We start from the raw sequence: 26,427 nt of genomic DNA, 5'->3' as shown, positions 1-26,427 counted from the left end.
CACTCACGACCCCCTCCTTTTGTGACCTATGGCCCCTCCTTTCCCCCAACGACGCTCACCCCGCAGCCCGGATCGGCTCTTAGCTGATCTGGACAGGCGCTGGACCCCACTCCGGTCACCCTGCTCCTCACCCCCGCCGACCGGTAACCGGCCCGCACCGGCCGCCGCCCGGCTGCCATGATCGCCCCCATGACGTTCAAGGTCGCCGTCCTCGCCTCCCACGCCGGCTCCAACCTCCGGGCCCTCACCGCCGACGCCCCGCTCCCGGGCTCCGGGTACGCCGTCGCCCTGGTGATCAGCAACAACAGCGGCTCGGGCGCCCTCGCCCACGCCCGCGAACTCGGCATCCCGGCCCTGCACCTCTCCGGCCGCACCCACCCGGACCCCGAGCAGCTCGACCGGACCCTGCTGGACGCCCTCCGCCTGCACGGCGCCGACCTGGTCGTGACGGCCGGCTACCTCCGCAAGATCGGCCCGGCGGTGCTCGCCGCGTACGAGGGCCGGATCGTCAACGTCCACCCCTCCCTGCTCCCCCGCCACGGCGGCCCCGGCATGCACGGCACCCACGTCCACGCGGCCGTCCTCGCCGCGGGGGACACCGTCTCCGGCGCCTCGGTCCACCACGTGACGGCCGAGTACGACGAGGGCCCGGTGATCGCCCGTCAGGAAGTCCCGGTCCTCCCCGACGACACCCCGGACACCCTGGCCGCCCGCGTCCTCACCGCCGAACACACCCTCCTCCCCGCCACCGTCCGCCACCTCGCCGCCACCTGACCACCCGTCAGCCCCTCACTGCCGCACCCTCCCCCGCCGCTTCCCTTCTCCACGCTCCCCTCCCTCTCTCATCGGAGATACCAGAAGGCCCCGCCGGCGAACCGGCGGGGCCTTCCTCCACGTCACGCGCGCGCTCAGCCCGCCGGGTACTTGTAGCCGATCTTCAGCAGGCTCACCAGCAGCGGCACCGCCAGCACCAGCAACACACCCGGCACCATCGGGTCGATCAGGTACCAGGCACCCGGCGACTGCAGCCCGACGAACGCCGCCGCCGCCACCGCCGGAACGTGCGGAGCCTTGAGCAGCGCCAGCGCCAGGACGGTGAGCGCCACCGCCACCCCGGTCGAGTAGTGCGAGTGCCCGAACAGCTCGGTCACGGCCAGCGCGACCAGCACCGACACCGGGTACGAGATCAGCACCGCCCGCGGCGTCGCCAGCGGAGCACCGGGCGCCAGCGCCAGGACGGCGGCGGTGGCGATGTAGGGGATGGCGAACACGTGCAGGTCGGTCAGCTGCTGGAAGACCGCCAGCAGGAGCACGGAGCCGAGCGCCACGCCTCCGGCGGTGAACGCGGCCCGCCGGCCGGCGAGGACGCGGAGCAGGGACACGGGTGGCCTGGTGGCCGTGGACTCGGACATCGGAACTCCTCCTCGGGAGCGGCAAGGCATACGGGACGGACGGTACGCCGGTCGGTGGCCCGCCTGCTGGCGGTACGTCAGGTCGGGCGCCGCCTCGGGGACGGGCGGTGCGCCGGGGTCGGGCCGTGCGTCGGGGTCAGGCGGTGCGGCCGAGGAAGTCCCGGATCAGTGCGGCGATCTCGGGCCCGTGGCTCTCCAGGGCGAAGTGCCCCGCGTCGAGCAGGTGGAGCTCGGCGTCCGGCAGGTCGTCGGTGTAGGCGACGGCACCGGCCTCGCCGAAGATCTCGTCGTTCTTGCCCCAGGTGATCAGCATCGGGGGCCGGTGCGTGCGGAAGTACTCCTGGAACGCGGGGTACTCGCCGACGTTGAACTGGTAGTCCCAGAAAAGCTGGAGCTGCACCTCCTTGTTGCCCGGCCGATCCATCCCCGCCTGGTCGAGCAGCCACGCCTCGGGGGCGATCCGCTCCAGGCGGTCGGCCGGCACGCCGTGGGTGTACTGCCACTCGGTGGACTCGAGGGTGAGCAGCTTGCGCACCTCGGGCTCGTAGGTCGGCCGGTCGGCCGCGTGGTCGAAGAGCACCTTCCAGAAGGGGGTGAAGCCGGCCATGTAGGCGTTGCCGCTCTGCACGATCAGACCGGCCACCCGCTCGGGGTTGCGGCTGGCGATCCGCAGGCCGATCGGGGCGCCGTAGTCGTGGATGTAGAGGAAGAACTTCTCCAGGCCGAGCTGGTCGAGCAGCCCCAGGGTCAGTTGGGCGAGCCGCTCGAAGCTGTACTCGAAGTCCTCGACGGCGGGGGTGGCCGAACGGCCGAACCCGACATGGTCGGGGGCGATCAGGTGGTACTCGTCGGCAAGGTCTGCGATCAAGTTGCGGAACATGTGCGAACTGGACGGGAAGCCGTGCAGCAGAACCAGGGTGGGCTTGGTCGGGTCACCGGCCTCTCGGTAAGCGATCTCCAACCCCTCGACCGAGGCGGTTCGGTACCGGGTGGCGAAGACGGTCATGACGGGCTCCTTGATAAAAAGTGAACAAGAGTTGAGAACCAACGTTCTCCTGCTGGTGCAGGAGAACCAACGTTCTCCCTTCCGAGGTATACAGTAGAGAACCTTCGTTCTCGATGCAAGGGGAGATCACTCATGGACGCCGAGACAGCCGAACTCCGAGTGCTCGACAGCGCCGAGGCACTGTTCAACGAACGGGGTGTGCAGTCCGTCGGGATGGACGCCATCCGGACCGCCTCCGGCGTGTCGCTGAAGCGCCTCTACCAGCTCTTCCCGTCCAAGGACGACCTGGTCGCCGCCGTGCTGCGCCGCCGGAGCGCGGCCTCCGACGAGGCGATCCTGACCCACGCGAGGCCCGGCGCCAGCCCCCGCGAGCGGATCCTCGACGTCTTCGACCACCTCGCCGAGTGGTTCGCCCAGCCCACCTTCCGCGGCTGCAACTTCATCAACTCGTTCGGGGAGCTCGGCGGGGTCTCCGGCGAGGTCACCGAGCTCGCCCGGGCCCACAAGCAGAGCCTCAACAACCACTTCCGGGTCCTGGTCTCGGCCGCCGGCGGCCCGCCGCTCCTCGCCGACCAGCTGGCCATCCTGGCCAACGGCGCCATGGCCACCGCCGGCATCATGGGCACCCCCGAGACCGCCGGCCAGGCCCGCGCCGCCGCCGAGACGCTCCTGGACGCCGCACTGCCCCGGCCCTGACGGACCGTCACCCCCGGAGCGCCCGAACCCTCACACCCTCACGCCCTCGCAAGCCCCCGAAGGACCCTCGCAGGCCCCTCGAACCCTCAGGCCCGCAGCACCCGCTCCAGGCGGTCCAGTTCCGCGAGCACCCTGCGCCCCAGCTCCCCCACGCCCCGGGCCGCCTCGCCGGCGAGCCCCGGGTGCGCGGGCAGGACGTGGCCCGCCGCCCCGGCCTGCACGGTCATCGCCGTCAGGTCGTGCGCGATCACGTCGTGCAGCTCCGCCGCCATCCGGGCCCGCACCGCCGTCCTGGCCAGGTCCTCCCGGGCCCGCCGCGCCCGGTCCGTCAGGTCCACCGCCACCGCCCGTCGCGCCCGTGCCCACACCCCCGCGCCCCAGGCCAGCACGAACGGCAGCGAGCAGATCCCCGCCACCACCGACAGCTCCCCGAAGGTGACGTACACCGGCCCGTCCACGGCCACTGCCCGCAGCACCAGCGCCGGCCCCGCCAGCACGGCCGCCGCCAGGGCGATCCGCGCCGCCCGCACCGACCCCCGGAACGCCGCCCACCGGAGCAGCACCAGGAAACCCAGGTCCGGCCACCGCAGCGGCGCCCCGGCCGCCACCGTGCCGGCCCCGAGGAGCACCACCGCCGAGGTCACCGCGTCCGGGTACCGGCGGCGCAGCAGCACCAGCCCGGCGAACACCGTCCCCAGCGCCAGGCCGCCGCACTGCGGCAGGCCGTCCGGCCCCGGCGCGGCGACGGTCTCCCGCAGGCCCAGCAGCAGCAGGACCAGCGCCCAGAGCGCGTCGCCGACCACGGGGTGCCGGAGGAACCACAGGTGGAGTCGGTACACGCCCCCACGCTACGCAGCCGCCCCCTGACCCCGCGTCAGCCGCCGGACCGAGCCCCCCTCCTCCTCCGGAGGTACCCGGCCCCCCGTCACGCTCCGCCACCACTGAACTGCCGTCAGATCACCACCGGGCCCCCAATTCCTGTCACCTGCACGCCATTTCGCCGAACGGGTCGTGCAGGTCTTCCTTCCCCGGTGCCCCGGTGGTTGACTGATCGTGTGCGGCCCAGCCCGTAGCAGCGGCGCGGGACTGGCTCTGCCGCGCAGGACGGGCCTGACCGCTTCGCGTCGGGTGCCCAGGGAGAGGGCTGCGTCCTGACGGAGCGCGCGCCCGTTCGAGACCTTTTCCGAGGAGGCGCCATGCCTACTCAGCCATTCCCCGGTGCGGGGTTCTTCCACGACGGACAGCACAGCCCGGTCATCACCGCGATGGGCCACCGGCTGGTGGCGGAGGGATGCGGGCGGTACCAGGTGGGGCCGGGACCCGAGTGGACCGACGTCGACCGCCGGTCCTACGCCGCCTGGCAGCAGAAGCTCGGCTTCGCAGGCCCCGACGCGGACGGCATCCCCGGCCAACGGTCCTGGGACGACCTCCGGGTCCCGGCGGTCGACGGCGTGCCCGACGGCGGCAGGGTCGGGTCCCCGGTGCCCGGCCACGGCGTGACCACCGCCTACAACAAGACCGGGCCGATGTGGAGCCTCGGCCGGCACACCGGAGCGGACTACGCCGCCGCCGAGGGCACCACCTGCGTCGCGGTGCGCGGCGGTTCGATCGACCGGGTCGGCGACGACGACAGCTTCGGGCACTTCCTGGTGCTGCGGACCGGCGGCTCCGACTACTGGTACTGCCACCTCTCCTCCCGGGAGGTCGGCGGCGGGCAGGACGTGGGCGCCGGACAGGCGGTCGGCCGGGTCGGATCCACCGGCAACGCCACCGGGCCCCACCTCCACTTCGAGAGGCGCCCCGCCGGGGGCGGCTTCGGCTCCGACGTATCCCCCACCTGGTGAAAGGGCACGGTGAGTACGGTGCTGACCTTCTCCCAACTCTGTGAACTGGCCCGGGGAGCGGGCTTCGGCGGCGAGGACGTCGAGATCGCGGCGGCCGTCGCGCTGGCCGAGTCCAGCGGCAATCCGGACGCCGTGGGCGACGTCGACCTACAGGACGCCAAGTGGGGGCCGAGCATCGGCCTCTTCCAGATCAGATCGCTCCGCAGGCCCCAGGACTTCGGCTTCCCGGACAACCTCCGGGTGGAGTCCGCGCTCAGCTCCCCCACCTACAACGCCAAGACCGCCAAGGCGATCCATGCCGAGGCCGGCGGCTTCGGCCCCTGGTCGACGTTCACCGGCGGGGCCTACAAGGCGCACCTGCCCGACCACCACGATCCGGACCCCGTGACGGGCTCCGCCGTGCGGCGCTGCCTGGACCTGCTGATGGCCGAGGAGGGCTACCGCGAGGGCTCCGACAACCACACCAAGTACGCCCAGGAGATGATCGACGCCGGCAAGGCACCGGCCTGGTGGCAGAACAGCGAGTGGTGCTACATCTTCCAGTCCTGGGGCACCTGGAAGGCCGGGCTGGAGAGCTACTGCCTGCTCTCCGCCTTCTGCCCGGACGGGGTGAACTACTACAAGCACCCGGACCGGAAGTGGTGGTCCGAGTACCCGATGGTCGGCGCCGAGGTCTTCTACGGCACGGCGGGCGAACGCTGGGGAGCCGGCGGCTCGCACATCGAGCGGGTGTACAAGTTCAACTCCGACAACATCTGGACGGTCGGCGGCAACACCAACGCCACCGGCTCCAGCCAGGGCAACGGCGTCTACCTGCGGGGCCCGATCCCGCGCCGGGACGTCCGGGTGTACGGCTACGGCTGCCCGCCCTTCCCCGAGGGCCGGATCTCCGCGGACCCCCGGTGGGGCGGCCGCGCCACCGGGACGTACCTCGACCTGCCTGCCCCCACCGGCGGCGCCACCCCCGGCACCCCGGACCCCCGCCCCTGGGTGTACGCCGGCCAGCTGGAGCACGCCATCGCCGCCGACGTACCGGCCCCGACCGGCCACCGCTCGTACAGCTGGCCGCAGGTCCTGCTGGTCGAGCAGGCCCTGGTCGGCGAGGGCCTGCTGACCCCCGCCTTCGCGGACGGCTCCTGGGGCACCCTGACCCTCGAGGCCTACGCGAAGTGGCAGCAGCGCTGCGGCCTCACCGGCCCCGGCGCCACCGGCCACCCCGACCTGACCACCCTCGGCAAACTCGCCGACCTGCACGGCTTCCGAGCCGGCGCCTGACCCGGAGACCCCCGCCCCCGGCCCGGCGGCCCCGCCGGACCGGGGCCTAGTCCCGTACGCTCCAGCCCTGCTGACGGAGCGCCACGGTGAGGCGCTTGGCCTCCGCCGGGGCGACCGAGAGCTGGACGAAGCCGACCTGCTGACCGGAGGAGTGCTCGATCGCCACGTCCTCGATGTTCACCCCGAGCGCGCCGACCTCGCCGAACAGCCGGCCGAGCTCGCCCGGCTGGTCGCCGAGGACCACCGCGACGGTCTCGTAGCGGGTGGGCGGCGCACCGTGCTTGCCGGGGATGCGGGCCTGACCGGAGTTGCCGCGCCGCATCACGGCCTCGATCCCGGCCGCCCCGGCCTGCCGCTCGCCCTCGTCCGCGGCCTGCATGGCCCGCAGCGCGGTCACCGTGTCGCCGAGGTCCACCGCCAGCTCCTCCAGGATGTCGGCGACCACCCCCGCGTTGGCCGACAGGATGTCCACCCACATCGCCGGGTTGGAGGCGGCGATCCGGGTGACGTCCCGGACGCCCTGCCCGGAGAGCCTTATGGCCGTCTCGTCCGCGTGCTCCAGCCGGGCGGCGACCAGCGAGGAGAACAGCTGCGGCGCGTGCGAGACCAGCGCCACCGCCCGGTCGTGCGCGGCGGCGTCCATCACGATCGGCATCGCCCCGCAGAGCGCGACCAGCTCCAACGCGGCGTTCAACGTCTCGGTGTCGGTGTCGGCGGTGGGCGTCAGCACCCACGGCCGCCCCTCGAACAGGTCCGCCCGCGCCGCCAGCGGCCCCGACCGCTCGCGCCCGGCCATCGGGTGACCACCGATGTAGTGCTTGGTGTCACAGCCGAGCGCGGTCACCTCCGCCCGCGGCCCGCTCTTCACGCTCGCCACGTCCGTGTACCACCGCGCCAGCCCGCGCTGCTGACACTCCGCCAGCGCCTTCCCCACCAGCGCGGGCGGCACCGCGATCACCGCCAGGTCCACCGGCCCGTCCGGCACCTCGGTGGTGCCCGCGCCCAGCGAGGCGGCCGTCCGCGCCGCATCCGGGTCGGCGTCCTCCAGATAGACGTGCAGCCCACGGCCGGTGAGGGCCAGGGCCGCGGAGGTGCCGATCAGTCCGGTGCCGACAACGGCGACAGTGCGCATGGCTCGTACGTCTCCCAACAGCGCGTTCCAGTTCCGCCCATCCTCTCGCACTCCCCGCCCCCACCGCCGCACCGGGGCCGAACGCCCTGCCCCAGGGGCGCGAGGAACTGCGCGAGTACGGAAGGCGGACCAGCGTGCGATCGGGGCAGGCGAGCCAGTTGCACGTGCTGCCGTCCCCCCGCGCGCCCCGCGGCGGAGCCGCCGATCAGCAGGGCCCCGCGCCCCCGGGATCACCATCTGCGGTGCCCGCGCCCCCAGAACCGCCCGTCCCTCCCCCACGTCCCACGACACACGGCGCCCGTCGGCCGCAAACCCGCTGACACCCCGTCAAGGGCGCGGCAGACTGGGCCAGCCCATGGCCACAGGACGAGAGGGGCAGGCGTGGAGTCGGTACTGGACGAGGTGGTGGTGTACGCCGCCGGGGCGCTCTGCCGCCGCCGGGCGAGCGGCGAGGTTCCGCCGGACGGGACGGTGCGGCTGACCGGGCTGCCGGTGGGGCTGGACGCCTCCTCCCTCCGGGCCCGGGTGACCGCCGGAGGCTGGCGCGTCACGGAGGCCCGGGTGGAGTACGCCGCCGAACTGCGCTCCCCCGAGCAGACCTCCGAGCTGCTCCGCGCCCTGCTCCGGGCCCGCGAGGAGTCCGACGCCGTGCGCTCCCGGATCGACCACCACGAGGCCCGGATCGCCGAGCTGACCGCCCTGCGCCCCGTCGCCCCGCCCCGCCGCCGCGACGAGCCGCACCGCCGCACCCCCGCCGAGTCCTGGCTGGCCCTGGCCGACTTCACCGAGGAGCGCCTCGCCGCGCTGCACGAGGACGTCGCCCGCCTGCGCGAGGAGCACGCCCTCGCCGAACACGCCGTCACCGAGGCCGACCAGCGCCTGCGCCGGGCCGACAGCGCCGCCTCCGCCGGCCCGGTCACCCCCACCGCGACCGCCCTCCTCACCCTCGCCCACACCCACCCCGACGCGCCCCGCACCGTCGACCTCACCCTCGAGTACGGCATCCCCGGCGCCCGCTGGGTGCCCTCCTACCGGCTGAGCCACCGTCAGGGCGATTCCGCCGGACGCCTGGTGCTGCGGGCCTCGGTGGCCCAGCGCACCGGCGAGGACTGGACCGGCGTCCGCCTCGGCCTCTCCACCGCCGACCTGCAGCGCCGCACCGACCTGCCGCGGCTTCGCTCCCTGCGGATCGGCCGCCGCCAGAGCGCCCCGCCGCCGTCCGGCTGGCGCGACGTACCGCCGGGCCTGTCCGACCTCTTCACGGCGTACGAGAGCGCGGGCCCGCGCCCGGCCGCTCCCCGCACCGGCACCGCACCGGTGGCCGTCGCGGCGAGCGCCCGGCGCCGGCCCCGCGCCGGTGGCAGTGCCCAGGCCTCCGCCCCGCGCGGCGAGAGCACCGACTTCCTGACCGTCGGCGGCGCCGCCCCACCGGCACCCCTGCCCTCCGCACCCTCCGCTCCCGCTGCCCCGTCCGGCCCGGTCCGGCCCGTCACCCGCTCCGCCTACGGCGGCTCACCACCGCCAGCCCCCGCCGCCCCCGCCGCCTTCGCGGCCCCGCCGCCCCCCCGGCGCCCCGGCCCCGCAGGCCGCGCCCCCGCCGGAGCCGGAGGGCGCGCCGCACCCGGACGCCCGCTGGCTCGACTACCGCGCTCTCACCCTCCAGGGCCCCTCCGGACACCGCCGCGGCCAACTGGTCCCCGCCGCCTCCACCGCGCCCACGCCCGCCCCGGCCGCCTCCCTCGCGCTGCCCCGCTACGGCGTGCCGCCCCGGATCTCGGCCGGCTCCTTCGACCAGCGGTACGACTGCGCCGCGCCCGTCGACGTCCCCTCGGACGGCACCTGGCACACCGTCACCGTCGGCGAGGCCGCGGTCGGCCTGACCACCGAGTACGTCTGCGTGCCCTCGGTGGAACAGACCGTCTACGCGACCCTGCTGCTGGCCAACGCCACCGACCACGCCCTGCTGGCCGGCCCGGTGGAGGTCAGCGTGGACGGCGACTTCCTGCTCACCGCCGCCCTGCCCACCCTCGCCCCGGGCGCCACCCGGCGCCTGGGCCTCGGCGTGGCCGAGGGCGTCCGGGTGGCCCGCCGCACCGAGCTGCGGGAGTCCACCACCGGCGCCCTGTCCAAGACCACGGTGCTGGACCACCGGGTCCACGTCGAGCTGGTCAACCGGCTGGCCCACCCGGTCACCGTCGAGGTCCGCGAGCGGGTGCCGGTCCCCGGCGAGCCCGACGTCAAGGTGCAGGAGCGGCCCGGCTGGACGGCCCCTGACGGACCGTCGGAGGAGTACCCGCCGAGCACCCGGCTGCGCCGGGTCGACCTGCCCGCGCACGGCCGCGCGGAGCTGGACGGCGGCTACGAGATCCGCATCCCGGCCGGAAAGACCCTGCTCGGCGGAGACCGGAGGAACTGACCCGATGACGACCACCACCATCCCCCTGCCCGTCACCGCCGTCACCTGCCTGGAGGACCGCGCCCAGGTCGAGCGCACCACCGCCCTCGACCTGCCGCCGGGCGTCCAGCGCCTGCGCCTCGGACCGGTCAGTGCCCTCGCGGTCGACCGCACCCTGAACGCCGCCCTCAGCTCCGGCACCGTGCTCGACGCCCGGATCACCCGGGCCTGGACCAAGCCCGCCCCGCTCCCGCCCGGCGAGCGGGACTCCGCGCTCCGCCACCGCGAGGACGAGCTCCAGCGCCGGGAGAGCACCCTGGAGGCCGAACTCGCACGCCTCGCCGCCCGCACCGCCCTGCTCGACTCGCTCGCCGCCGACCTGCTCCGGGAGATCGCCGAGGGCGCCGGCCAGGGCGAGAGCGAGCCGGTCCGCTGGGCCCGCGAGCTGGACCGGGTGGACGCCGAACGGGACCACTGCGCCGAGCGCACGGTGAACGCCCGGATCCGCCTGGACGCCACCCGTCTGGAGCTGACCGAGGCCCAGCAGGCCCTGGACCTCACCGAGCAGCCCGAACCCGAGCTGCTCGCCCATCTCGAACTGACCGTGGAGACCCCGGGCGGCCCCACCGAACTGACGGTCGGCCACCTGACGCCCTGTGCGCTCTGGCGCCCCGCCTACCGGGCCGCGCTCGGCGAGGACGGCGGCCTCACCCTGGAGACCGAGGCGGTGGTCTGGCAGCGGACCGGCGAGGACTGGCCCGAGGTCCGGCTCACCCTCTCCACCGCCCGCTCCGCCCTCGCGGGCGACCCGCCGTGGCTCACCGAGGACCACCTGACCCTGCGGGACCGCACCACCGAGGAGCGCCGCACCGTCGAGGTGGAGCTGCGCGAGGAGGAGATCGGCTCCACCGGCCCGGCCGCCGACGGCCTGCCCGGCGTGGACGACGGCGGCGAGGTCCGGGTGCTCCGCGCCCCGGCCCCGGCCCGGATCCCCTCCGACGGCCGCCCCCACCGGGTGCCGCTCACCACCTTCACCGCCCCCGCCCGCACCGAGTACGCCTGCGCCCCCGAACTCTCCCCGCTGGTCACCCGGGTGGCCCGGTTCACCAACTCCGCCGGCCACGCCCTGCTGGCCGGCCCGGTCGACCTGGTGGTCGGCGGCGGCTTCACCGGACGCGGCGAGCTGGAGTTCACCGCCCCCGGCGCCCCCGCCGAGCTCTCCTTCGGCAGCTCCGACGACTACCGCGTCCTGCGCGAGACCGAGGAGCACCGCGCCACCACCGGCCTGACCGGCCGCACCGTCCTCACCCGCACCGTCCGGCTCCACCTCACCCGCTTCTCCGCCCCCGGCGACCACGGCACCCGCACCGTCACCCTCCGCGAACGCATCCCGGTCGCCGAGGTCTCCGCCGTCGAGGTCAGGCTCCGCAAGGAGCGCTGCGTCCCCGACCCCGACGAGGTCGACGCCGACGGCATCGTCCGCTGGGACCTCCCGCTGGAGCCCGGCGCCCGACGCACCGTCACCCTGGTCTACGAGCTCACCGCCTCCGCCAAGGTCGCCGGCCTCTGACCCCGGCTGTGCCCCGCCCGGTCCGGCGGGGCACAGCCACTCAACTCCGGTGAAATGCCGTCAACTCCGGTAGAACTGGAGGCATGATCTACCATCTCGCACCCCTGGACGACTGGCTGCGCGAACCCGGGCGGCCCTACACCGCCGCCTCCCTGCTCACCGACGGCTTCATCCACTGCTCGGCGGACGAGCCCACCGCCCTCGCCGTGGCCAACGCCTTCTTCCAGGACGCGCGGGACCCCCTGATGGCCCTCCTCATCGAGGAACGCCTGGTCGAACCCATGGTCAAGTGGGAGGCCCCCAACGGCGCCCCTCCCCCGGGCGCCACCCCCGGCACCCTCTTCCCCCACATCTACGGCCGCCTCAACCGCACCGCCGTCATCGGCCTCGAAAAGCTCGAACGCAACGAGAACGGCGTCTGGGCAGCCCTGACCCCGTGGAGCTGAGGAAAGTGGCTACACCAGGGGCGCGAGGAACTGCGCGGGTCGGAAGGCGGCTCACCTGCAACTGAATCACCGTCAGCCAGTTGCACGTGCTGCCGTTCCCCCGCGCGCCCACGCGGCGGAGCCGCAGATCAACAGAGCCCCGCGCCCCGAGGCGTAGCCACTTCCGTCAGAGCCACCCTCGTTCGCGGGCGGCCATGCCGGCCTGGAAGCGGGTGGTCGCGCCGAGCTGCCGCATCAGCGTCTGCAACCGCCGCTGCGTGGTCCGCGCGCTCCACCCCAGCGACCGCGCGATCGACTCGTCCGTGAGCCCCGCCGCCAGCAGCCCCAGCAGCTTGCGCTGGTCCTCCTCCGGCCCCAGCCCGTCGTCGCCCTCGCCGATCGCCGCCTGCAGCGGCACCGCCCGCTCCCACTCCGCCTCGAACAGCGCGTCCAGCGCCTGCAGCAGCGCCGACGGGTGGATCACGTACGCCGCGTCCAGCACGGCGTCCCCGACGCTGATCGGGATGATCGCCATCCGGTCGTCGGCCATCATCAGCTTCATCGGGAGCACCGGCCGGACCCGGGCCTCCTCGCCGTCCGCGACGCCGACCAGGATCTCCTTCTCCAGCCGCCCGGGCCAGGCCACCGCCTCCTTGTCGAAGACCGTGCGGAACCGCACCCCGGCCTTGAGCCGCTGCCGCTGCCGCGGCAGGTTGGCCATCGGGTCCTGGATGTACGGCGGGCAGTCGAAGCCGCGGACCTGGTACTGGGCCGTCTCGACCAGGTGCTCCAGCCGCTGGGCGATCGCCTCACCACCCGTCAGGACCTCGACCGAGTGCGCCGGGTCGGTGAACCGGGAGGCCTCCCGGAAGGCGTCCATCAGGCGGTGCATCTCGGCCCGGGCGCTGCGCAGCTGGGCCTCGCGGTGGCCGATCAGGGTGCCGATGGCGACGTCGGGGGCCACCGCGAGGTAGCGCTCCCGGTCGACCGGGGCGCGGGTGACCATGCCCTGGTCGGCCAGCCGGTCGAGGGCCGCGTGGCACTGGTCGAGGGGCAGGCCGCACTGGGCGGCGACCTCCTCGGCCGTCGACTGCGGCGCGATCACCAGGGCCGCGTAGACCTGCCCGTCCGGTCTGCCCAGTCCCAGCACCCCGAATGCGTCCAGCACCTTGCTCCCTCTTTCCCCCACCGGCACCCGTCCGCCACCCCCACCGGTGGCGCGAGTCCGCCATTCGGCGCGCCGCTGTCCGCTGGCCATCCTCCGCCAGGAGCGCTGGGCCTGACAAGCCGTATGCGGTCATACTCACACCGTGCCCGCCGAACGACGGAGGGCCTCCCCGCCGTTCGGCGGGGAGGCCCTCTGAGCTGCCGGTCCTAGCGGACGACCGTCACAGGCCGACCTCGGCCATCAGCTGGCCGACCTCGGGGTTGGTCAGGCGGCGCAGCCAGCCGGACTTCTGGTCGCCGAGCGAGATCGGCCCGAAGTGGGTGCGCACCAGCTTGTCCACCGGGAAGCCGGCCTCGGCCATCAGGCGGCGCACGATGTGCTTGCGGCCCTCGTGCAGGGTCACCTCGACCATGTAGTTCTTGCCGAGGTTGGAGATCACCTTGAAGTCGTCGACCCGGGCCCAGCCGTCCTCGAGCTCGACGCCGCGCTTGAGCTGCTGGCCCAGGTCACGCGGGATCGGGCCCTGGATGGCGGCCAGGTAGGTCTTGGTGACGCCGTACTTGGGGTGGGTGAGGCGGTGGGCCAGCTCGCCGTGGTTGGTGAGCAGGATGATGCCCTCGGTCTCGGTGTCCAGGCGGCCGACGTGGAACAGCCGGGTCTCCCGGTTGTTCACGTAGTCGCCCAGGCACTGACGGCCCTCGGGGTCCTCCATGGTCGAGACCACGCCGACCGGCTTGTTCAGCGCGAAGAACAGGTAGGACTGGGTGGCGACGGTCAGGCCGTCCACCTTGATCTCGTCCGTCATCGGGTCGACGCGCTTGCCCTGCTCGGTGACCCGCTGGCCGTTCACCTCGACCCGGCCCTGCTCGATCAGCTCCTCGCAGGCCCGGCGGCTGCCCATGCCGGCCCGCGCCAGCACCTTCTGCAGGCGCTCGCCCTCGGCGCCGACGGTCACGCCCTGCTCGTGCCGGGCCAGCACCGCGTCCTCGATCTTGGCCTGCAGCTCCCGGGAGCGCTGCGGCTGGCGCCGCGGGTCGCCCGGGGCCGGCTGACCCTCGCGGCGCGGCCGCGGGGCCGGGCTCGGCCGACGCGCCTCGAACTTGCCGCGCCCGGGGGTGGCGTTCGGGCCGCCGCCGTACTCGGGGCGGTCGTACCGGCGCTCCTCGGGACGCAGCGGGCGACGCTCGTCGCGCTGGCCGCTCCGCTCGTCCCGCCGGCCACCGCGGTCGTCGCGACGGTCGTCCCGCCGGTCGCCGCCGTAGCCGCCGCCCGACGAACCGCCGCGCGAGCCGCCGTAGCCGCCGCCCGACGAACCGCCGCGCGAGCCGCCGCCGTAGGAGCCGCCACCGCTGCCGCCGCGGCCGCCGCCGTACGAGGAGCCGCCGCCGCTCCGGCCGCCCCCGTAGGAGCCGCCGCCCGACCCGCCGCGCGGGGCGCCGCCGCTCCGGCCCCCGCCCTGTCCGCCCCGGCCGCCCTGGCTCCCGCCACCGCCGCCACTGTTCCTGCCGTTGCCACTGCTACGCATCAAAATGTCCGTACGTCGTATCCGTCTGGAAGTGCTCGTCGTGCCCGGCCGACCTCACTGCACTTCCCCGCCGTCCGCGCGTGCGGCGGCGACCGCCTCCGCGATCATCGTGCCTTCGAGGGACTCCGCTTCCACGTCGTCGACCTCGGGCAGGAAGGGCGCGAGCTCCGGGAGTTCCTCCAGGCCGCGCAGCCCCATCCGTTCCAGGAAGTAGTTCGTCGTCCGATACAGGATCGCACCTGTTTCGGGCTCGGAGCCGGTCTCTTCCACCAGTCCTCGCTGTACCAGGGTACGCATCACGCCGTCACAGTTCACACCACGGACCGCCGAGACCCGGCTGCGCGACACCGGCTGACGGTAGGCGACCACCGCCAGGGTCTCCAGCGCGGCCTGGGTGAGCCGGGCCTGCTGGCCGTCCAGGACGTACCGGTCGACCGCCGGGGAGCACTCGGCGCGGGTGTAGAAGCGCCAGCCCCCGGCGACGAACCGCAGGTCGAAGCCCCGGCCCTGGGCGGTGTACTCGGCGGCCAGCTCCCGCAGGACGGCGGCCACCTCGGCCCGGGGGCGGCGCAGCACGGAGGCCAGGTGCTGCTCGGTGGCGGGCTCGTCGACCAGCAGCAGCACCGCCTCCAGCTCGGCCCGCAGCCCGGGGCCCCGCTCCTCCTCGGGCCCCGCGTCCTCCGCCGGCGCGGCCTCGGGCGCGGCCTCGGTGACCGGCGCGGGAACCGCCACGGCGACCGGTGCGGGCGCGGGCAGCGCCGCGGGAGCCTCCGCCACGGCCACGGGGGCCTCGTCAGGGGCCTCCGCACCCTCGTAGGCGGACGGCTGCCACTCCTCCGCCCGGATCTGCCCCGGCACGCCCAGCGAGCGCCTGGTGGGCCGCTCCGGCCCCTTGGTCCCGTCCTGCCCGCTCACGGCCGTTCCTTCCCGTCCGGCTCCGGCGGCCGGTCGAACTCGTCGGTGACCTCGATCGCGCGCCCGTCCCCCGCCGTCCAACGGACCGTCAGCTCGCCCAGCGCCTCGGGCTGGTCGAAGTCCACCGCCTTCTCGCGGTAGAGCTCCAGCAGGGCCAGGAAGCGGGCGACCACCACCAGGGTGTCGCCGCCGGCGTCGGCGACCAGCTGCCCGAACCGGGCCTCGCCGAGGGCGGAGAGCAGCTCGACCACCAGGGCCGCCTGCTCGCGGACGCTGACCGGCGGGGTGTGGATGTGGTCGACGTAGACCACGGGCTTGGGCTTGGGGGTCATGGCCCTGGCCGCCAGCCGCGCGAAGCCCTCGGGGCCGATGGTGATGACCACCTCGGGCAGCAGGGCGGCGTGCCGGGGCTCCAGGCCGACCGTGCGGGGGCGCCGGTGCAGCTCGGCGGCCCAGCGGTCGGCCAGCACGCCGGCCGCCCGCTTGTAGGCCCGGTACTGCAGCAGCCGGGCGAAGAGCAGGTCCCTGGCCTCCAGCAGGGCCAGGTCCTCCTCGTCCTCCACCTCGGCGGCGGGCAGCAGCCGGGCCGCCTTGAGGTCCAGCAGGGTGGCGGCCACCACCAGGAACTCGGTGGCCGCGTCCAGGTCCCAGTCCGGGCCCATGGCCCGGATGTGCGCCACGAACTCGTCGGTGACCTTGGAGAGCGCCAGCTCGGTGATGTCGAGCTTGTGCTTGGCGATCAGACCGAGGAGCAGGTCGAACGGGCCCTCGAAGTTGTCCAGCCGCACCTGGAAGCCCGCGCGCGGTCCGGCGGCGTCGGGTCCTGCGGGTGCTGGCATGGGCGGGGTCCGTACGTGTGGTGCGGGCTGAGCGGGGAGCGTGCGGCTCCGAACCTAACGGCCGCGCAGGCGCCGGACCAGGATGCTGGCCTCGCCGCGCTGCTCCAGGTCGGCCAGGACGACCGAGATGGCCTCCCGGACCACCCGGCCGCGGTCCACGGCCAGGCCGTGCTCGCCGCGGAGCACCAGGCGGGCGTGCTCCAGGTCCATCAGCTCCTCGGCGGAGACGTAGACGGTGATCTTCTCGTCGTGCCGCTCCCGCCCGGTCGGGCGGCGGGTGCCGCGGCCCCGGGCGCGGGACCGCCGGGCGGCGTCCGCGGCGGCCTCCCCCTCGGCGTGCTGACGCGGGGTCACCGTGCCCTCGGCCGGGGCCTGCTGGGGCTCCTGCCGGGCCGGCGGGACCTCCGCCGCGCCGCCCTCCTCGGCGGCGGGCCGGGCGGTCTCCGTGCGGGGTGCCTCGGGCCGGTTGAGGGAGGGCGACAGGGCCATCCCTCCGGTGGTCCGGAACAGCTCGTCGGCACCCGGGAGACTCACTCGGCGGGGCGGCACCGGTCGAGCACCTCCCTGGCGAGCTGGCGGTAGGCGGCGGCGCCGACCGAGTTGGTCGCGTAGGTGGTGATCGGCTCGCCGGCCACGGTGGTCTCGGGGAACCTGACGGTCCGTCCGATCACGGTGTGGAAGACGTGGTCGCCGAAGGCCTCGACCACCCGGGCCAGCACCTCGCGGCTGTGCACGGTGCGGGAGTCGTACATGGTGGCCAGGATGCCGTCGAGACGCAGGTCGGGGTTGAGCCGCTCGCAGACCTTCTCGATGGTCTCGGTGAGCAGCGCCACACCGCGCAGCGCGAAGAACTCGCACTCCAGCGGGACGATCACGCTGTGCGCGGCGGTCAGCGCGTTCACCGTGAGCAGGCCCAGCGAGGGCTGGCAGTCGATGATGACGTAGTCGTAGTCGGGCAGCAGCGGCTTGAGCGCGCGGGCCAGTGCCGACTCGCGGGCGACCTCGCTGACCAGCTGCACCTCGGCGGCCGACAGGTCGATGTTGGAGGGCAGCAGGTCCATGCCGGGGACGGCGGTCTTCAGCAGCACCTCGTCGGCCGTCAGGCCCCGCTCCATGAGCAGGTTGTAGACGGTGACGTCCAGCTCCATCGGGTTGACGCCGAGGCCGACCGAGAGCGCGCCCTGCGGGTCGAAGTCCACCAGCAGCACCCGGCGGCCGTACTCGGCCAGCGCGGCGCCCAGGTTGATGGTCGACGTGGTCTTGCCGACGCCGCCCTTCTGGTTGCACATGGCGATGATCTGCGCGGGGCCGTGCTCGGCCAGCGGCGCGGGGATCGGGAAGTACGGCAGCGGCCGCCCGGTCGGTCCGACTCGTTCACGGCGCTGGCGGGCTGCGTCGGGGGCCAAGGTGGCGGCGTACTCCGGATCGGGTTCGTACTCGGCGTCCGGGTCCTCGTAGGAGCCGTACGCGAAGTCTCCGTAGGCCAGGCCGTGGGTCGGCAGCAGGTCGGCCTCGTCGGCGGTGACGGGTGCGGTGCTCTGGCGCGCCTCGAAGGTGCGGACGGCGACCGAGTGCTCCGCCAGTCCAGGCTGACCACCCCCGGGAGCAAATGTCGACTCATTCACAAGTCGTCTTACCTCCTTGGGCATCCAGGACTGTTGTCGATTCGTCAGCGTGGCAGCATGCCGACGGTTTGCGACTCTAGGCTGTCCGCGGCGTTCGCAGCAACACAATCCACGGTTGTGGGCCGGATGTGTCGGGCTCCCGACCGCTCACTGTCAAGGCTTGCGCGGCCGTCGGACCCCAACGTTTCTGCGTCGGGTGACGTCGTGCACACAAATTGACACGGTCGCCCGACGGAACGCAAATATCGACAAAGAGAGTTGACGGAGCGTCGGCGGGCTCCTCACGGCGTCGGCGCCGCGCGGGCATGCCGAAGCCCCCGGCCGGAACGGGTCCGACCGGGGGCTGACGGGACGTCAGGCGAGGACGCTCTCCAGCGACACCGACGGCAGGCCGAAGGCCTCGGCCACGGCGGCGTAGGTGATCTGGCCCTCGTGCACGTTCAGGCCCTTGGCCAGCGCCGCGTCACGCTGCAGCGCCTCCTTCCAGCCACGGTTCGCCAGCTCGACCACGTAGGGCAGGGTCGCGTTGGTGAGCGCGTAGGTGGAGGTGTTCGGGACGGCGCCCGGCATGTTGGCCACGCAGTAGAACACCGAGTTGTGGACCTCGAAGGTCGGGTTCGCGTGGGTGGTCGGACGCGAGTCCTCGAAGCAGCCGCCCTGGTCGATCGCGATGTCGACGAGCACGGAGCCCGGCTTCATCCGGGAGACCAGCTCGTTGGTGACCAGCTTCGGGGCCTTGGCGCCCGGGATCAGCACCGCGCCGATGACCAGGTCGGCCTCGAGGACGGCCTTCTCCAGCTCGTAGGCGTTGGAGGCGATGGCCTTGATCTTGTTGCCGAAGATCTTGTCGGCCTCGCGCAGCTTGTTGATGTCGCGGTCCAGCAGGGTCACGTCGTAGCCCATGCCGATCGCGATGGTGGCGGCGTGCCAGCCGGAGACGCCACCGCCGATGACCACGGCCTTGGCCGGGTGGGTGCCGGGGACGCCGCCCGGCAGGGTGCCGCGGCCGCCGGCCGGGCGCATCAGGTGGTACGAGCCGACCTGCGGGGCCAGCCGGCCCGCGACCTCGGACATCGGGGCGAGCAGCGGCAGCGCGCCGTTGGACAGCTGCACGGTCTCGTACGCGATCGCGGTGGTGCCGGAGGCGACCAGGGCGTCCGTGCCGGCCTTGTCGGCGGCCAGGTGCAGGTAGGTGAAGAGGGTCTGGCCCTTGCGGAGGCGGTGGTACTCCTCGGCGATCGGCTCCTTGACCTTCAGCAGCAGGTCGGCGGCGGCCCACACCTCGTCGGCGGTGGGGAGGATGGTGGCGCCGGCGGCCACGTACTCCTCGTTGGAGATCGAGGAGCCGAGACCGGCCTCGTTCTCGATGACGACCTCGTGTCCGTTGCGGACCAGCTCATGCACGCCGGCGGGCGTGATGGCCACGCGGTACTCGTGGTTCTTGACCTCGCGGGGGATGCCGACCTTCACGACTGAACACGTCCCTCTTGCCTGTGGAACCCGGCCGGGGAACACCGGCGGGAGACGCGCACGGCCAGGCCTCCGGAAGACACCGGGGCACGCTGCACTGCGCGACTAAGGTCGAGTGTAATGAAGCCCCAGGCATCCGTCAGCCTTACAAACTGAATAAATCAGCTCGGAGCATTGGCAGATTCGTAGGCTTGCCTGGGCCAGAGCCTCACAAACAGGGGTAAATGTGATGCTTCGGACATTACTCCGAAGACGGATGGAGGCGCTCGGCTTCGACCAGCTCCCGCAGCCGCTCCAGCGCCGCACCCACCGCCCGCAGGCCCCGTTCGTCGGCCAACCGCCGCAGCACCGCCAGGGCCGCCCGGTACTCCCGCTCGGCCTCCTCGTACCTGCGCTGCGCCAGGTGCGCCTCCGCCATCCGGGCCAGCAGCCGCGCCTCGGCCGGCTGGTCGCCCAGCCCCTGCCGCAGCGCCAGCGCCCGCCCGTACCAGTCGGCGGCGCGCACCGCGTCCCCGAGCGCCCTGCGGCTCTCCGCCACGCCCTCCAGGGCCCGGGCGCAGGCCGGTTCGTCGCCCGCCGTCCGGGCCAGGCCCAGCGCCTGCTGGTACCGCTCGGCGGCGCCCTCCCAGTGGCCCGCGGCCGCCTGGAGGTGCCCCAGGTTGAGCAGCGCGGCCGCCGCCCGGCGCGGCGCCCCGCCCCGCTCGGCCACCCGCAGCACCAGGCCGTGCAGGCGGTACAGGTCGGCCGGGGCCGCCTGGCCGGTCAGCGGCAGCGTGCGCAGCAGCGCGGAGACCAACCGCCCCGCCGAACCGTCCAGGTCCGCCTGCCCGATCGCGTCCGCCACCGCCGCCAGCAGCCGCCCGCGCTCCTCGGCCAGCCACTGCCGGGCGTGCGCGGCCCCGCGCAGCCGCAGCGGCCCCGGCAGCGGCTCCGGCCCGGGGCCCGCCGCCGGGTCCAGCAGGGCCCGGGCCGACTCCACCAGCCGCACCAGCCGCTCCAGCAGCCGGGCCCGCGCGAGCTGCACCTCCGAGGGCCGGTCCAGCTCCTCGCGCATCCGCGCCAACCGCGGCAGGAACCGCCCCGGCACCCGGTAGCGCGGCGTGCCGTCGGCGGCCGGCGGCTCCTCCTCCAGCAGCTCACGGTCCGTCAACTTCTGCAGCACGGCGGCCGCTTCGGGTGCCGGGCAGCCCAGCAGCGCCGAAGCGGTGCGCAGGTCCGCCTGCTGCGCGGGGGCCAGCGTGAGCATCCGCAGCATCCGGGCCTGCGGGGCCGGCAGCGCGCGGTACGTCAGCAGGAAGGCGGCGTCCAACGGATCGCTCTCCGGCACCGGCACCGGCTCCGCCGCGTCCGGATCCAGCACCGGCCGCTCCGCCTCGGGCACCTTCTGCCCCTTCGGCCCCTCCCCCTTCGACGGGCCGACGCCCTGCGGGCTGCCGGTCGGCTTGGCCGGGGCCCGCTTCCCGCTCCGCTGCTCCTTCTCCCGGCGGCGGCCCTCGGCCGTCAGATCGGTCAGCCCGGCCGCCGCGGCGTCGGTCAGCGCCCGGGTGGCCTCCGTCACGGCCGCCTTGGGCAGGGCCCGCAGCCAGCCCCCCATCAGCCGCAGCGCGGTCGGCCGCGCCGCACAGGCCTCCGCCAGCCGGGCCGCCGCCACCGGGTCGGCCGCCACCCGGTTGCTCCCGGCCAGCGCGCTCAGCAACTCCACCGAGGCCCGTGCCCCGAGCCCGCCGAGGATCACCGGGTCGATCCCCTCGATCCCCGTCAACGGCCCCGCCGTGGTCGCCACCACCAGGGCCAGCGGCGCCTCCGCCAGCAGCGGCCACAGCTGCCCGGCGTCCCGGACGTCGTCCAGCACCAGCAGCGTCCGGCGCCCCGCCACCGCCTCCCGCAGCACCCGGCAGGCCGGGCCGTCCCCGGCCTCCGCCTCGGCCCGCTCGGGCAGCTCGGCCGGCGGCTCCTTGCCCAGCTGCTCCAACAGCTCCCGCGCCGCCGCCTCGGACGCCACCCGGCGCCCGTCCGGCGCCGACAGCCGCGCGAACGCCACCCCGTCCGGGTACTCCGCCGCCACCGAGGCGGCGAACCTGACGGCCAGTGAACTCCGCCCCGACCCCGGCCGCCCCGCCACCACCAGCACCGGACAGAGCCCCGCCACCACCCCGCCGCGGCCCGCCTCCAACGCCGCCAGCTCGGCCCGCCGCCCCACGAACAGCTCCGGCCCCGACGGCAGCCGGCCCGTCCCCACCTCCGGCCGCACCTCCACCGTCGCCGTCTTCCTCGCCACCCGCGCCACTCCCGACCGTCAGCCGACAGACCCCGGCCGGGCCCTGCGGCGAGCGTAATTCGCCCGCAGGCCCGCACCTGCCCGGACACCAGTACTACGAACCACCGAATCACCCACCCGGCGCAGGCAAGCATCGAGCGCCCCGCAGGGGCGCGAGGAACTGCGCGCAGGGGAACGGCGGCACGTGCAACCGGCTGACGGCGGTTCAGTTGTCGTTGGGCCGCCTTCCGACTCGCGCAGTTCCTCGCGCCCCCGGGGTCACCACGTGCGTTCGACGCGCCTGGTCGGTCCGCCGTGATGCCCCAGTACGCGACCTGCCAGGGCTCGCCGTCGCGCGCTGGTGACCGCCACCGACAGGGCCCGCGGGCGGAGACGTCAGACGAACGGCCGCGCCGGCCACGGCGAGTCCGCCGCCCGCAGCGCGTCGACGCCGCCCGTGGTCAGGGCCGCGTGCAGCGCCAGCGTGCCCGCCATCAGCGTCGGGTTGTGCAGCTCACCGGCCAGTACCAGCCGCAGCAGGTCCGCGAGGGGCACCCGCTGGACCTCGATCTCCAGCTCCTCGCCGTGCGCGGCGAAGCGGTCGCCGTCCGCCGCCGACAGGCCGGTCGCCAGGAAGAGCCGCAGCGCCTCGTCCGTCCCGCCCGGCGAGGTGTAGAAGTCGACCAGGACCTTCCACTCCGCCGCCTTGCAGTGGGCCTCCTCGAAGAGCTCCCGCTGGGCGGCGTGCAGCGGGTTCTCCCCCGGCACGTCGAGCAGCCCGGCCGGGAGCTCCCACAACCGCTGCCGGACCGGGTGCCGGTACTGACGGAGATCAGCACCCGCTGCTCCTCGTCCACCGCGAGCACCGCCACCGACCCGGGGTGGACCTGGTAGTCGCGCCGGGCGTAGCTGCCGTCCGGCATCAGGACCTCGTCCGTCCGCACCCCGGTGACCCGCCCCCGGAACGGCTCCGAGCTGGACCGCACGGTCCACTCCTCGGCCTCGTCCCGGATCTCCCACTGCTGAGTCTCAGTCATGCCACTCCCCTTCTCGTCACTCAGACATTAACCCACACGCGAACGGCGGCCGTGCGAAACGCACGACCGCCGTCCGTGAACCTCCCGCGAACTACTCCGCGTCGGTCTTGATCTTGATGGCCGCGGCCACCAGACCCGCGAAGAGCGGGTGCGGGCGGGTCGGGCGGGACTTCAGCTCCGGGTGCGCCTGGGTGGCGACCAGGTAGGGGTGGACCTCGCGCGGGTACTCGACGTACTCGACCAGGTCACCCTTCGGGAGAGGCCGGAGAACTGCAGGCCGGTCTTCTCGAGGTCGGCGCGGTAGGCGTTGTTGACCTCGTAGCGGTGGCGGGTGGCGCTCCTCGACGTACTGCTCGCCGCCGTAGACCTCGCGGACGATCGAGCCCTCGGCCAGCTTGGCCGGGTAGAGGCCCAGACGCATGGTGCCGCCCAGGTCGCCCTTGCCGTCGACGATCGCCAGCTGCTCGGCCATGGTGGAGACGACCGGGTACTTGGCGGCCGCGTCGAACTCGGTGGAGTTGGCGTCCGGCAGGCCGGCCAGGTTCCGCGCCGCCTCGATGACCACGCACGATGCAGGCCCAGGCACAGGCCCAGCAGCGGGATGCGGTTCTCGCGCGTAGGTGATGGCCGCGACCTTGCCGTCCACACCGCGTCGCCGAAGCCACCGGGGATGCAGATCGCGTCCACGGTCGCCGAGCTGCTCCTTGCGCGCCCTCGGGTCAGGCAGTCGTCGCTGGTGACCCACTTGATCTCGCCCGCGCGTTGTTGGCGAAGCCGCCCGCGCGCAGCGCCTCGGTGACCGAGAGGTAGGCGTCCGGGAGGTCGATGTACTTAGCCGACCAGCGCCACCGTGACGATGCGAGGGCCGGGTCCACGAGCCCCAGCACATCGTCAAGGTGGCGCTGGTCGGCAAGTACATCGACCTCCCGGACGCCTACCTCTCGGTCACCGAGGCGCTGCGCGCGGGCGGCTTCGCCAACAACGCGCGGGTCGAGATCAAGTGGGTCACCAGCGACGACTGCCTGACCCCCGAGGGCGCGCAGGAGCAGCTCGGCGACGTGGACGCGATCTGCATCCCCGGTGGCTTCGGCGACCGCGGTGTGGACGGCAAGGTCGCGGCCATCACCTACGCCCGCGAGAACCGCATCCCGCTGCTGGGCCTGTGCCTGGGCCTGCAGTGCGTGGTCATCGAGGCGGCGCGGAACCTGGCCGGCCTGCCGGACGCCAACTCCACCGAGTTCGACGCGGCCGCCAAGTACCCGGTCGTCTCCACCATGGCCGAGCAGCTGGCGATCGTCGACGGCAAGGGCGACCTGGGCGGCACCATGCGTCTGGGCCTCTACCCGGCCAAGCTGGCCGAGGGCTCGATCGTCCGCGAGGTCTACGGCGGCGAGCAGTACGTCGAGGAGCGCCACCGCCACCGCTACGAGGTCAACAACGCCTACCGCGCCGACCTCGAGAAGACCGGCCTGCAGTTCTCCGGCCTCTCCCCGAAGGGTGACCTGGTCGAGTACGTCGAGTACCCGCGCGAGGTCCACCCCTACCTGGTCGCCACCCAGGCGCACCCGGAGCTGAAGTCCCGCCCGACCCGCCCGCACCCGCTCTTCGCGGGTCTGGTGGCCGCGGCCATCAAGATCAAGACCGACGCGGAGTAGTTCGCGGGAGGTTCACGGACGGCGGTCGTGCGTTTCGCACGGCCGCCGTTCGCGTGTGGGTTAATGTCTGAGTGACGAGAAGGGGAGTGGCATGACTGAGACTCAGCAGTGGGAGATCCGGGACGAGGCCGAGGAGTGGACCGTGCGGTCCAGCTCGGAGCCGTTCCGGGGGCGGGTCACCGGGGTGCGGACGGACGAGGTCCTGATGCCGGACGGCAGCTACGCCCGGCGCGACTACCAGGTCCACCCCGGGTCGGTGGCGGTGCTCGCGGTGGACGAGGAGCAGCGGGTGCTGATCCTCCGTCAGTACCGGCACCCGGTCCGGCAGCGGTTGTGGGAGCTCCCGGCCGGGCTGCTCGACGTGCCGGGGGAGAACCCGCTGCACGCCGCCCAGCGGGAGCTCTTCGAGGAGGCCCACTGCAAGGCGGCGGAGTGGAAGGTCCTGGTCGACTTCTACACCTCGCCGGGCGGGACGGACGAGGCGCTGCGGCTCTTCCTGGCGACCGGCCTGTCGGCGGCGGACGGCGACCGCTTCGCCGCGCACGGCGAGGAGCTGGAGATCGAGGTCCAGCGGGTGCCCCTCGCGGACCTGCTGCGGCTGGTACTGGCCGGTGAGCTGCACAACCCGACGCTGATGGCGGGCACGCTGGCGCTGCACGCGGCCCTGACCACGGGCGGCGTCGACGCGCTGCGGGCGGCGGACTCGCCGTGGCCGGCGCGGCCGTTCGTCTGACGTCTCCGCCCGCGGGCCCTGTCGGTGGCGGTCACCAGCGCGCGACGGCGAGCCCTGGCAGGTCGCGTACTGGGGCATCACGGCGGACCGACCAGGCGCGTCGAACGCACGTGGTGACCCCGGGGGCGCGAGGAACTGCGCGAGTCGGAAGGCGGCCCAACGACAACTGAACCGCCGTCAGCCGGTTGCACGTGCCGCCGTTCCCCTGCGCGCAGTTCCTCGCGCCCCTGCGGGGCGCTCGATGCTTGCCTGCGCCGGGTGGGTGATTCGGTGGTTCGTAGTACTGGTGTCGCGGGCAGGTGCGGGCCTGCGGGCGAATTACGCTCGCCGCAGGGCCCGGCCGGGGTCTGTCGGCTGACGGTCGGGAGTGGCGCGGGTGGCGAGGAAGACGGCGACGGTGGAGGTGCGGCCGGAGGTGGGGACGGGCCGGCTGCCGTCGGGGCCGGAGCTGTTCGTGGGGCGGCGGGCCGAGCTGGCGGCGTTGGAGGCGGGCCGCGGCGGGGTGGTGGCGGGGCTCTGTCCGGTGCTGGTGGTGGCGGGGGCGGCCGGGGTCGGGGCGGAGTTCACTGGCCGTCAGGTTCGCCGCCTCGGTGGCGGCGGAGTACCCGGACGGGGTGGCGTTCGCGCGGCTGTCGGCGCCGGACGGGCGCCGGGTGGCGTCCGAGGCGGCGGCGCGGGAGCTGTTGGAGCAGCTGGGCAAGGAGCCGCCGGCCCGAGCTGCCCGAGCGGGCCGAGGCGGAGGCCGGGGACGGCCCGGCCTGCCGGGTGCTGCGGGAGGCGGTGGCGGGGCGCCGGACGCTGCTGGTGCTGGACGACGTCCGGGACGCCGGGCAGCTGTGGCCGCTGCTGGCGGAGGCGCCGCTGGCCCTGGTGGTGGCGACCACGGCGGGGCCGTTGACGGGGATCGAGGGGATCGACCCGGTGATCCTCGGCGGGCTCGGGGCACGGGCCTCGGTGGAGTTGCTGAGCGCGCTGGCCGGGAGCAACCGGGTGGCGGCCGACCCGGTGGCGGCGGCCCGGCTGGCGGAGGCCTGTGCGGCGCGGCCGACCGCGCTGCGGCTGATGGGGGGCTGGCTGCGGGCCCTGCCCAAGGCGGCCGTGACGGAGGCCACCCGGGCGCTGACCGACGCCGCGGCGGCCGGGCTGACCGATCTGACGGCCGAGGGCCGCCGCCGGGAGAAGGAGCAGCGGAGCGGGAAGCGGGCCCCGGCCAAGCCGACCGGCAGCCCGCAGGGCGTCGGCCCGTCGAAGGGGGAGGGGCCGAAGGGGCAGAAGGTGCCCGAGGCGGAGCGGCCGGTGCTGGATCCGGACGCGGCGGAGCCGGTGCCGGTGCCGGAGAGCGATCCGTTGGACGCCGCCTTCCTGCTGACGTACCGCGCGCTGCCGGCCCCGCAGGCCCGGATGCTGCGGATGCTCACGCTGGCCCCCGCGCAGCAGGCGGACCTGCG

21 protein-coding genes and 6 pseudogenes are annotated in these 26,427 nt (G+C 74.2%); 12 read left to right on the top strand and 15 right to left on the bottom strand.

What is annotated here, in order from left to right:
* Window positions 1-189 precede the first annotated feature (189 nt).
* A complete protein-coding gene (gene purN / locus ABD946_RS19290; RefSeq protein WP_345285195.1) occupies window positions 190-774 on the top strand; it encodes a phosphoribosylglycinamide formyltransferase in 585 nt (194 codons plus the stop codon).
* 134 nt (window positions 775-908) lie between these two features.
* Here purN and ABD946_RS19285 read toward each other — a convergent pair whose 3' ends face one another.
* Both ABD946_RS19285 and ABD946_RS19280 read right to left on the bottom strand, forming a co-directional pair.
* A complete protein-coding gene (locus ABD946_RS19285; protein WP_345285193.1) occupies window positions 909-1,412 on the bottom strand; it encodes an HPP family protein in 504 nt (167 codons plus the stop codon).
* A 136-nt stretch (window positions 1,413-1,548) separates the two neighbouring features.
* On the bottom strand, window positions 1,549-2,418 hold the full coding sequence (locus ABD946_RS19280) for an alpha/beta fold hydrolase (protein WP_345285191.1): 870 nt from the start codon (window positions 2,416-2,418) through the stop codon (window positions 1,549-1,551).
* A 132-nt stretch (window positions 2,419-2,550) separates the two neighbouring features.
* Here ABD946_RS19280 and ABD946_RS19275 point away from each other — a divergent pair, with 132 nt between their 5' ends.
* The gene (locus ABD946_RS19275; protein ID WP_345285189.1) at window positions 2,551-3,114 is read left to right on the top strand and encodes a TetR/AcrR family transcriptional regulator; all 564 of its coding nucleotides are present in this window, start codon (window positions 2,551-2,553) and stop codon (window positions 3,112-3,114) included.
* Window positions 3,115-3,200: 86 nt separating this feature from the next.
* Here ABD946_RS19275 and ABD946_RS19270 read toward each other — a convergent pair whose 3' ends face one another.
* The gene (locus tag ABD946_RS19270) at window positions 3,201-3,953 is read right to left on the bottom strand and encodes a DUF7134 domain-containing protein (RefSeq protein ID WP_345285187.1); all 753 of its coding nucleotides are present in this window, start codon (window positions 3,951-3,953) and stop codon (window positions 3,201-3,203) included.
* A gap of 366 nt (window positions 3,954-4,319) precedes the next feature.
* Here ABD946_RS19270 and ABD946_RS19265 point away from each other — a divergent pair.
* From ABD946_RS19265 to ABD946_RS19255, 3 genes and pseudogenes are all read left to right on the top strand, one after another.
* Window positions 4,320-4,559: pseudogene (locus tag ABD946_RS19265) on the top strand (peptidoglycan-binding protein); the annotation flags it as partial.
* A gap of 81 nt (window positions 4,560-4,640) precedes the next feature.
* Entirely contained in the window at window positions 4,641-4,958 is a 318-nt protein-coding gene (locus ABD946_RS19260; RefSeq protein ID WP_345285201.1) for a M23 family metallopeptidase, read from the top strand.
* 18 nt (window positions 4,959-4,976) lie between these two features.
* A complete protein-coding gene (locus ABD946_RS19255) occupies window positions 4,977-6,233 on the top strand; it encodes a hypothetical protein (RefSeq protein WP_345285185.1) in 1,257 nt (418 codons plus the stop codon).
* Window positions 6,234-6,279: 46 nt separating this feature from the next.
* Here ABD946_RS19255 and ABD946_RS19250 read toward each other — a convergent pair whose 3' ends face one another.
* Window positions 6,280-7,365 carry a prephenate dehydrogenase gene (locus tag ABD946_RS19250; protein ID WP_345285183.1) on the bottom strand — a complete coding sequence of 362 codons (1,086 nt, stop codon included), beginning with the start codon at window positions 7,363-7,365 and terminating at the stop codon, window positions 6,280-6,282.
* On the opposite strand from ABD946_RS19250, the pseudogene ABD946_RS19245 reads away from it, so the two are divergent.
* The 4 genes and pseudogenes from ABD946_RS19245 to ABD946_RS19230 form a co-directional block, all read left to right on the top strand.
* Window positions 7,288-8,550, top strand: a pseudogene (locus ABD946_RS19245) (DUF4139 domain-containing protein); the annotation flags it as partial. The gene ABD946_RS19250 and the pseudogene ABD946_RS19245 sit on opposite strands and share 78 nt — an antisense overlap.
* Before the next feature lie 277 nt (window positions 8,551-8,827).
* The gene (locus ABD946_RS19240) at window positions 8,828-9,781 is read left to right on the top strand and encodes a DUF4139 domain-containing protein (RefSeq protein ID WP_345285199.1); all 954 of its coding nucleotides are present in this window, start codon (window positions 8,828-8,830) and stop codon (window positions 9,779-9,781) included.
* A 4-nt stretch (window positions 9,782-9,785) separates the two neighbouring features.
* The gene (locus ABD946_RS19235) at window positions 9,786-11,330 is read left to right on the top strand and encodes a DUF4139 domain-containing protein (protein ID WP_345285181.1); all 1,545 of its coding nucleotides are present in this window, start codon (window positions 9,786-9,788) and stop codon (window positions 11,328-11,330) included.
* 83 nt (window positions 11,331-11,413) lie between these two features.
* Window positions 11,414-11,776, top strand: coding sequence for a DUF952 domain-containing protein (locus ABD946_RS19230; protein ID WP_345285179.1), 363 nt, complete (start codon window positions 11,414-11,416; stop codon window positions 11,774-11,776).
* Between the two features lie 166 nt (window positions 11,777-11,942).
* Here the strand turns inward: ABD946_RS19230 and ABD946_RS19225 are convergent, their stop codons facing one another.
* The 10 genes and pseudogenes from ABD946_RS19225 to ABD946_RS19180 all read right to left on the bottom strand — a co-directional run.
* A complete protein-coding gene (locus ABD946_RS19225) occupies window positions 11,943-12,923 on the bottom strand; it encodes a helix-turn-helix domain-containing protein (protein ID WP_345285178.1) in 981 nt (326 codons plus the stop codon).
* A 220-nt stretch (window positions 12,924-13,143) separates the two neighbouring features.
* A complete protein-coding gene (locus ABD946_RS19220; protein ID WP_345285176.1) occupies window positions 13,144-14,448 on the bottom strand; it encodes a pseudouridine synthase in 1,305 nt (434 codons plus the stop codon).
* Window positions 14,449-14,502: 54 nt separating this feature from the next.
* The gene (gene scpB / locus ABD946_RS19215) at window positions 14,503-15,093 is read right to left on the bottom strand and encodes an SMC-Scp complex subunit ScpB (RefSeq protein ID WP_345285197.1); all 591 of its coding nucleotides are present in this window, start codon (window positions 15,091-15,093) and stop codon (window positions 14,503-14,505) included.
* A 266-nt stretch (window positions 15,094-15,359) separates the two neighbouring features.
* Window positions 15,360-16,202, bottom strand: a complete 843-nt coding sequence (locus ABD946_RS19210; protein WP_345285174.1) for a segregation and condensation protein A — start codon at window positions 16,200-16,202, stop codon at window positions 15,360-15,362.
* 54 nt (window positions 16,203-16,256) lie between these two features.
* A complete protein-coding gene (locus ABD946_RS19205) occupies window positions 16,257-16,691 on the bottom strand; it encodes a hypothetical protein (protein ID WP_345285172.1) in 435 nt (144 codons plus the stop codon).
* Window positions 16,692-16,732: 41 nt separating this feature from the next.
* A complete protein-coding gene (locus tag ABD946_RS19200; RefSeq protein WP_345285170.1) occupies window positions 16,733-17,827 on the bottom strand; it encodes a ParA family protein in 1,095 nt (364 codons plus the stop codon).
* A 354-nt stretch (window positions 17,828-18,181) separates the two neighbouring features.
* Window positions 18,182-19,297 carry an alanine dehydrogenase gene (ald, locus tag ABD946_RS19195; protein ID WP_345285169.1) on the bottom strand — a complete coding sequence of 372 codons (1,116 nt, stop codon included), beginning with the start codon at window positions 19,295-19,297 and terminating at the stop codon, window positions 18,182-18,184.
* A 241-nt stretch (window positions 19,298-19,538) separates the two neighbouring features.
* Entirely contained in the window at window positions 19,539-21,575 is a 2,037-nt protein-coding gene (locus tag ABD946_RS19190) for an AAA family ATPase (protein WP_345285168.1), read from the bottom strand.
* Between the two features lie 375 nt (window positions 21,576-21,950).
* Window positions 21,951-22,591, bottom strand: a pseudogene (locus tag ABD946_RS19185) (NUDIX domain-containing protein).
* Window positions 22,592-22,682: 91 nt separating this feature from the next.
* A pseudogene (locus ABD946_RS19180) lies at window positions 22,683-23,446 on the bottom strand (glutamine amidotransferase-related protein); the annotation flags it as partial.
* 11 nt (window positions 23,447-23,457) lie between these two features.
* Between ABD946_RS19180 and pyrG the strand changes: the two are divergent.
* A pseudogene (gene pyrG, locus ABD946_RS19175) lies at window positions 23,458-24,246 on the top strand (CTP synthase); the annotation flags it as partial.
* Between the two features lie 91 nt (window positions 24,247-24,337).
* On the top strand, window positions 24,338-24,979 hold the full coding sequence (locus tag ABD946_RS19170; protein WP_345285166.1) for an NUDIX domain-containing protein: 642 nt from the start codon (window positions 24,338-24,340) through the stop codon (window positions 24,977-24,979).
* A gap of 318 nt (window positions 24,980-25,297) precedes the next feature.
* Here ABD946_RS19170 and ABD946_RS19165 read toward each other — a convergent pair whose 3' ends face one another.
* On the bottom strand, window positions 25,298-25,546 hold the full coding sequence (locus ABD946_RS19165; RefSeq protein WP_345285164.1) for a hypothetical protein: 249 nt from the start codon (window positions 25,544-25,546) through the stop codon (window positions 25,298-25,300).
* A gap of 198 nt (window positions 25,547-25,744) precedes the next feature.
* Here ABD946_RS19165 and ABD946_RS19160 point away from each other — a divergent pair.
* Window positions 25,745-26,427: pseudogene (locus ABD946_RS19160) on the top strand (hypothetical protein); the annotation flags it as partial.

The sequence above is a fragment of the Kitasatospora albolonga genome, assembly GCF_039535905.1.
GTDB lineage: Bacteria > Actinomycetota > Actinomycetes > Streptomycetales > Streptomycetaceae > Kitasatospora > Kitasatospora albolonga.
This window is presented reverse-complemented; position numbering and strand designations above follow the sequence as displayed.

Bases quoted from the DNA above. Each gene is read 5' to 3' on its own strand.
- ABD946_RS19260 (WP_345285201.1), top strand. From the start codon at position 4,641: ATGTGGAGCCTCGGCCGGCACACCGGAGCGGACTACGCCGCCGCCGAG.
- ABD946_RS19250 (WP_345285183.1), bottom strand. From the start codon at position 7,365: ATGCGCACTGTCGCCGTTGTCGGCACCGGACTGATCGGCACCTCCGCG.
- ABD946_RS19230 (WP_345285179.1), top strand. From the start codon at position 11,414: ATGATCTACCATCTCGCACCCCTGGACGACTGGCTGCGCGAACCCGGG.
- ABD946_RS19205 (WP_345285172.1), bottom strand. From the start codon at position 16,691: ATGGCCCTGTCGCCCTCCCTCAACCGGCCCGAGGCACCCCGCACGGAG.
- ABD946_RS19280 (WP_345285191.1), bottom strand. From the start codon at position 2,418: ATGACCGTCTTCGCCACCCGGTACCGAACCGCCTCGGTCGAGGGGTTG.
- ABD946_RS19170 (WP_345285166.1), top strand. From the start codon at position 24,338: ATGACTGAGACTCAGCAGTGGGAGATCCGGGACGAGGCCGAGGAGTGG.
- ABD946_RS19285 (WP_345285193.1), bottom strand. From the start codon at position 1,412: ATGTCCGAGTCCACGGCCACCAGGCCACCCGTGTCCCTGCTCCGCGTC.
- ABD946_RS19210 (WP_345285174.1), bottom strand. From the start codon at position 16,202: ATGCCAGCACCCGCAGGACCCGACGCCGCCGGACCGCGCGCGGGCTTC.
- purN (WP_345285195.1), top strand. From the start codon at position 190: ATGACGTTCAAGGTCGCCGTCCTCGCCTCCCACGCCGGCTCCAACCTC.
- ABD946_RS19235 (WP_345285181.1), top strand. From the start codon at position 9,786: ATGACGACCACCACCATCCCCCTGCCCGTCACCGCCGTCACCTGCCTG.
- ABD946_RS19275 (WP_345285189.1), top strand. From the start codon at position 2,551: ATGGACGCCGAGACAGCCGAACTCCGAGTGCTCGACAGCGCCGAGGCA.
- ABD946_RS19220 (WP_345285176.1), bottom strand. From the start codon at position 14,448: ATGCGTAGCAGTGGCAACGGCAGGAACAGTGGCGGCGGTGGCGGGAGC.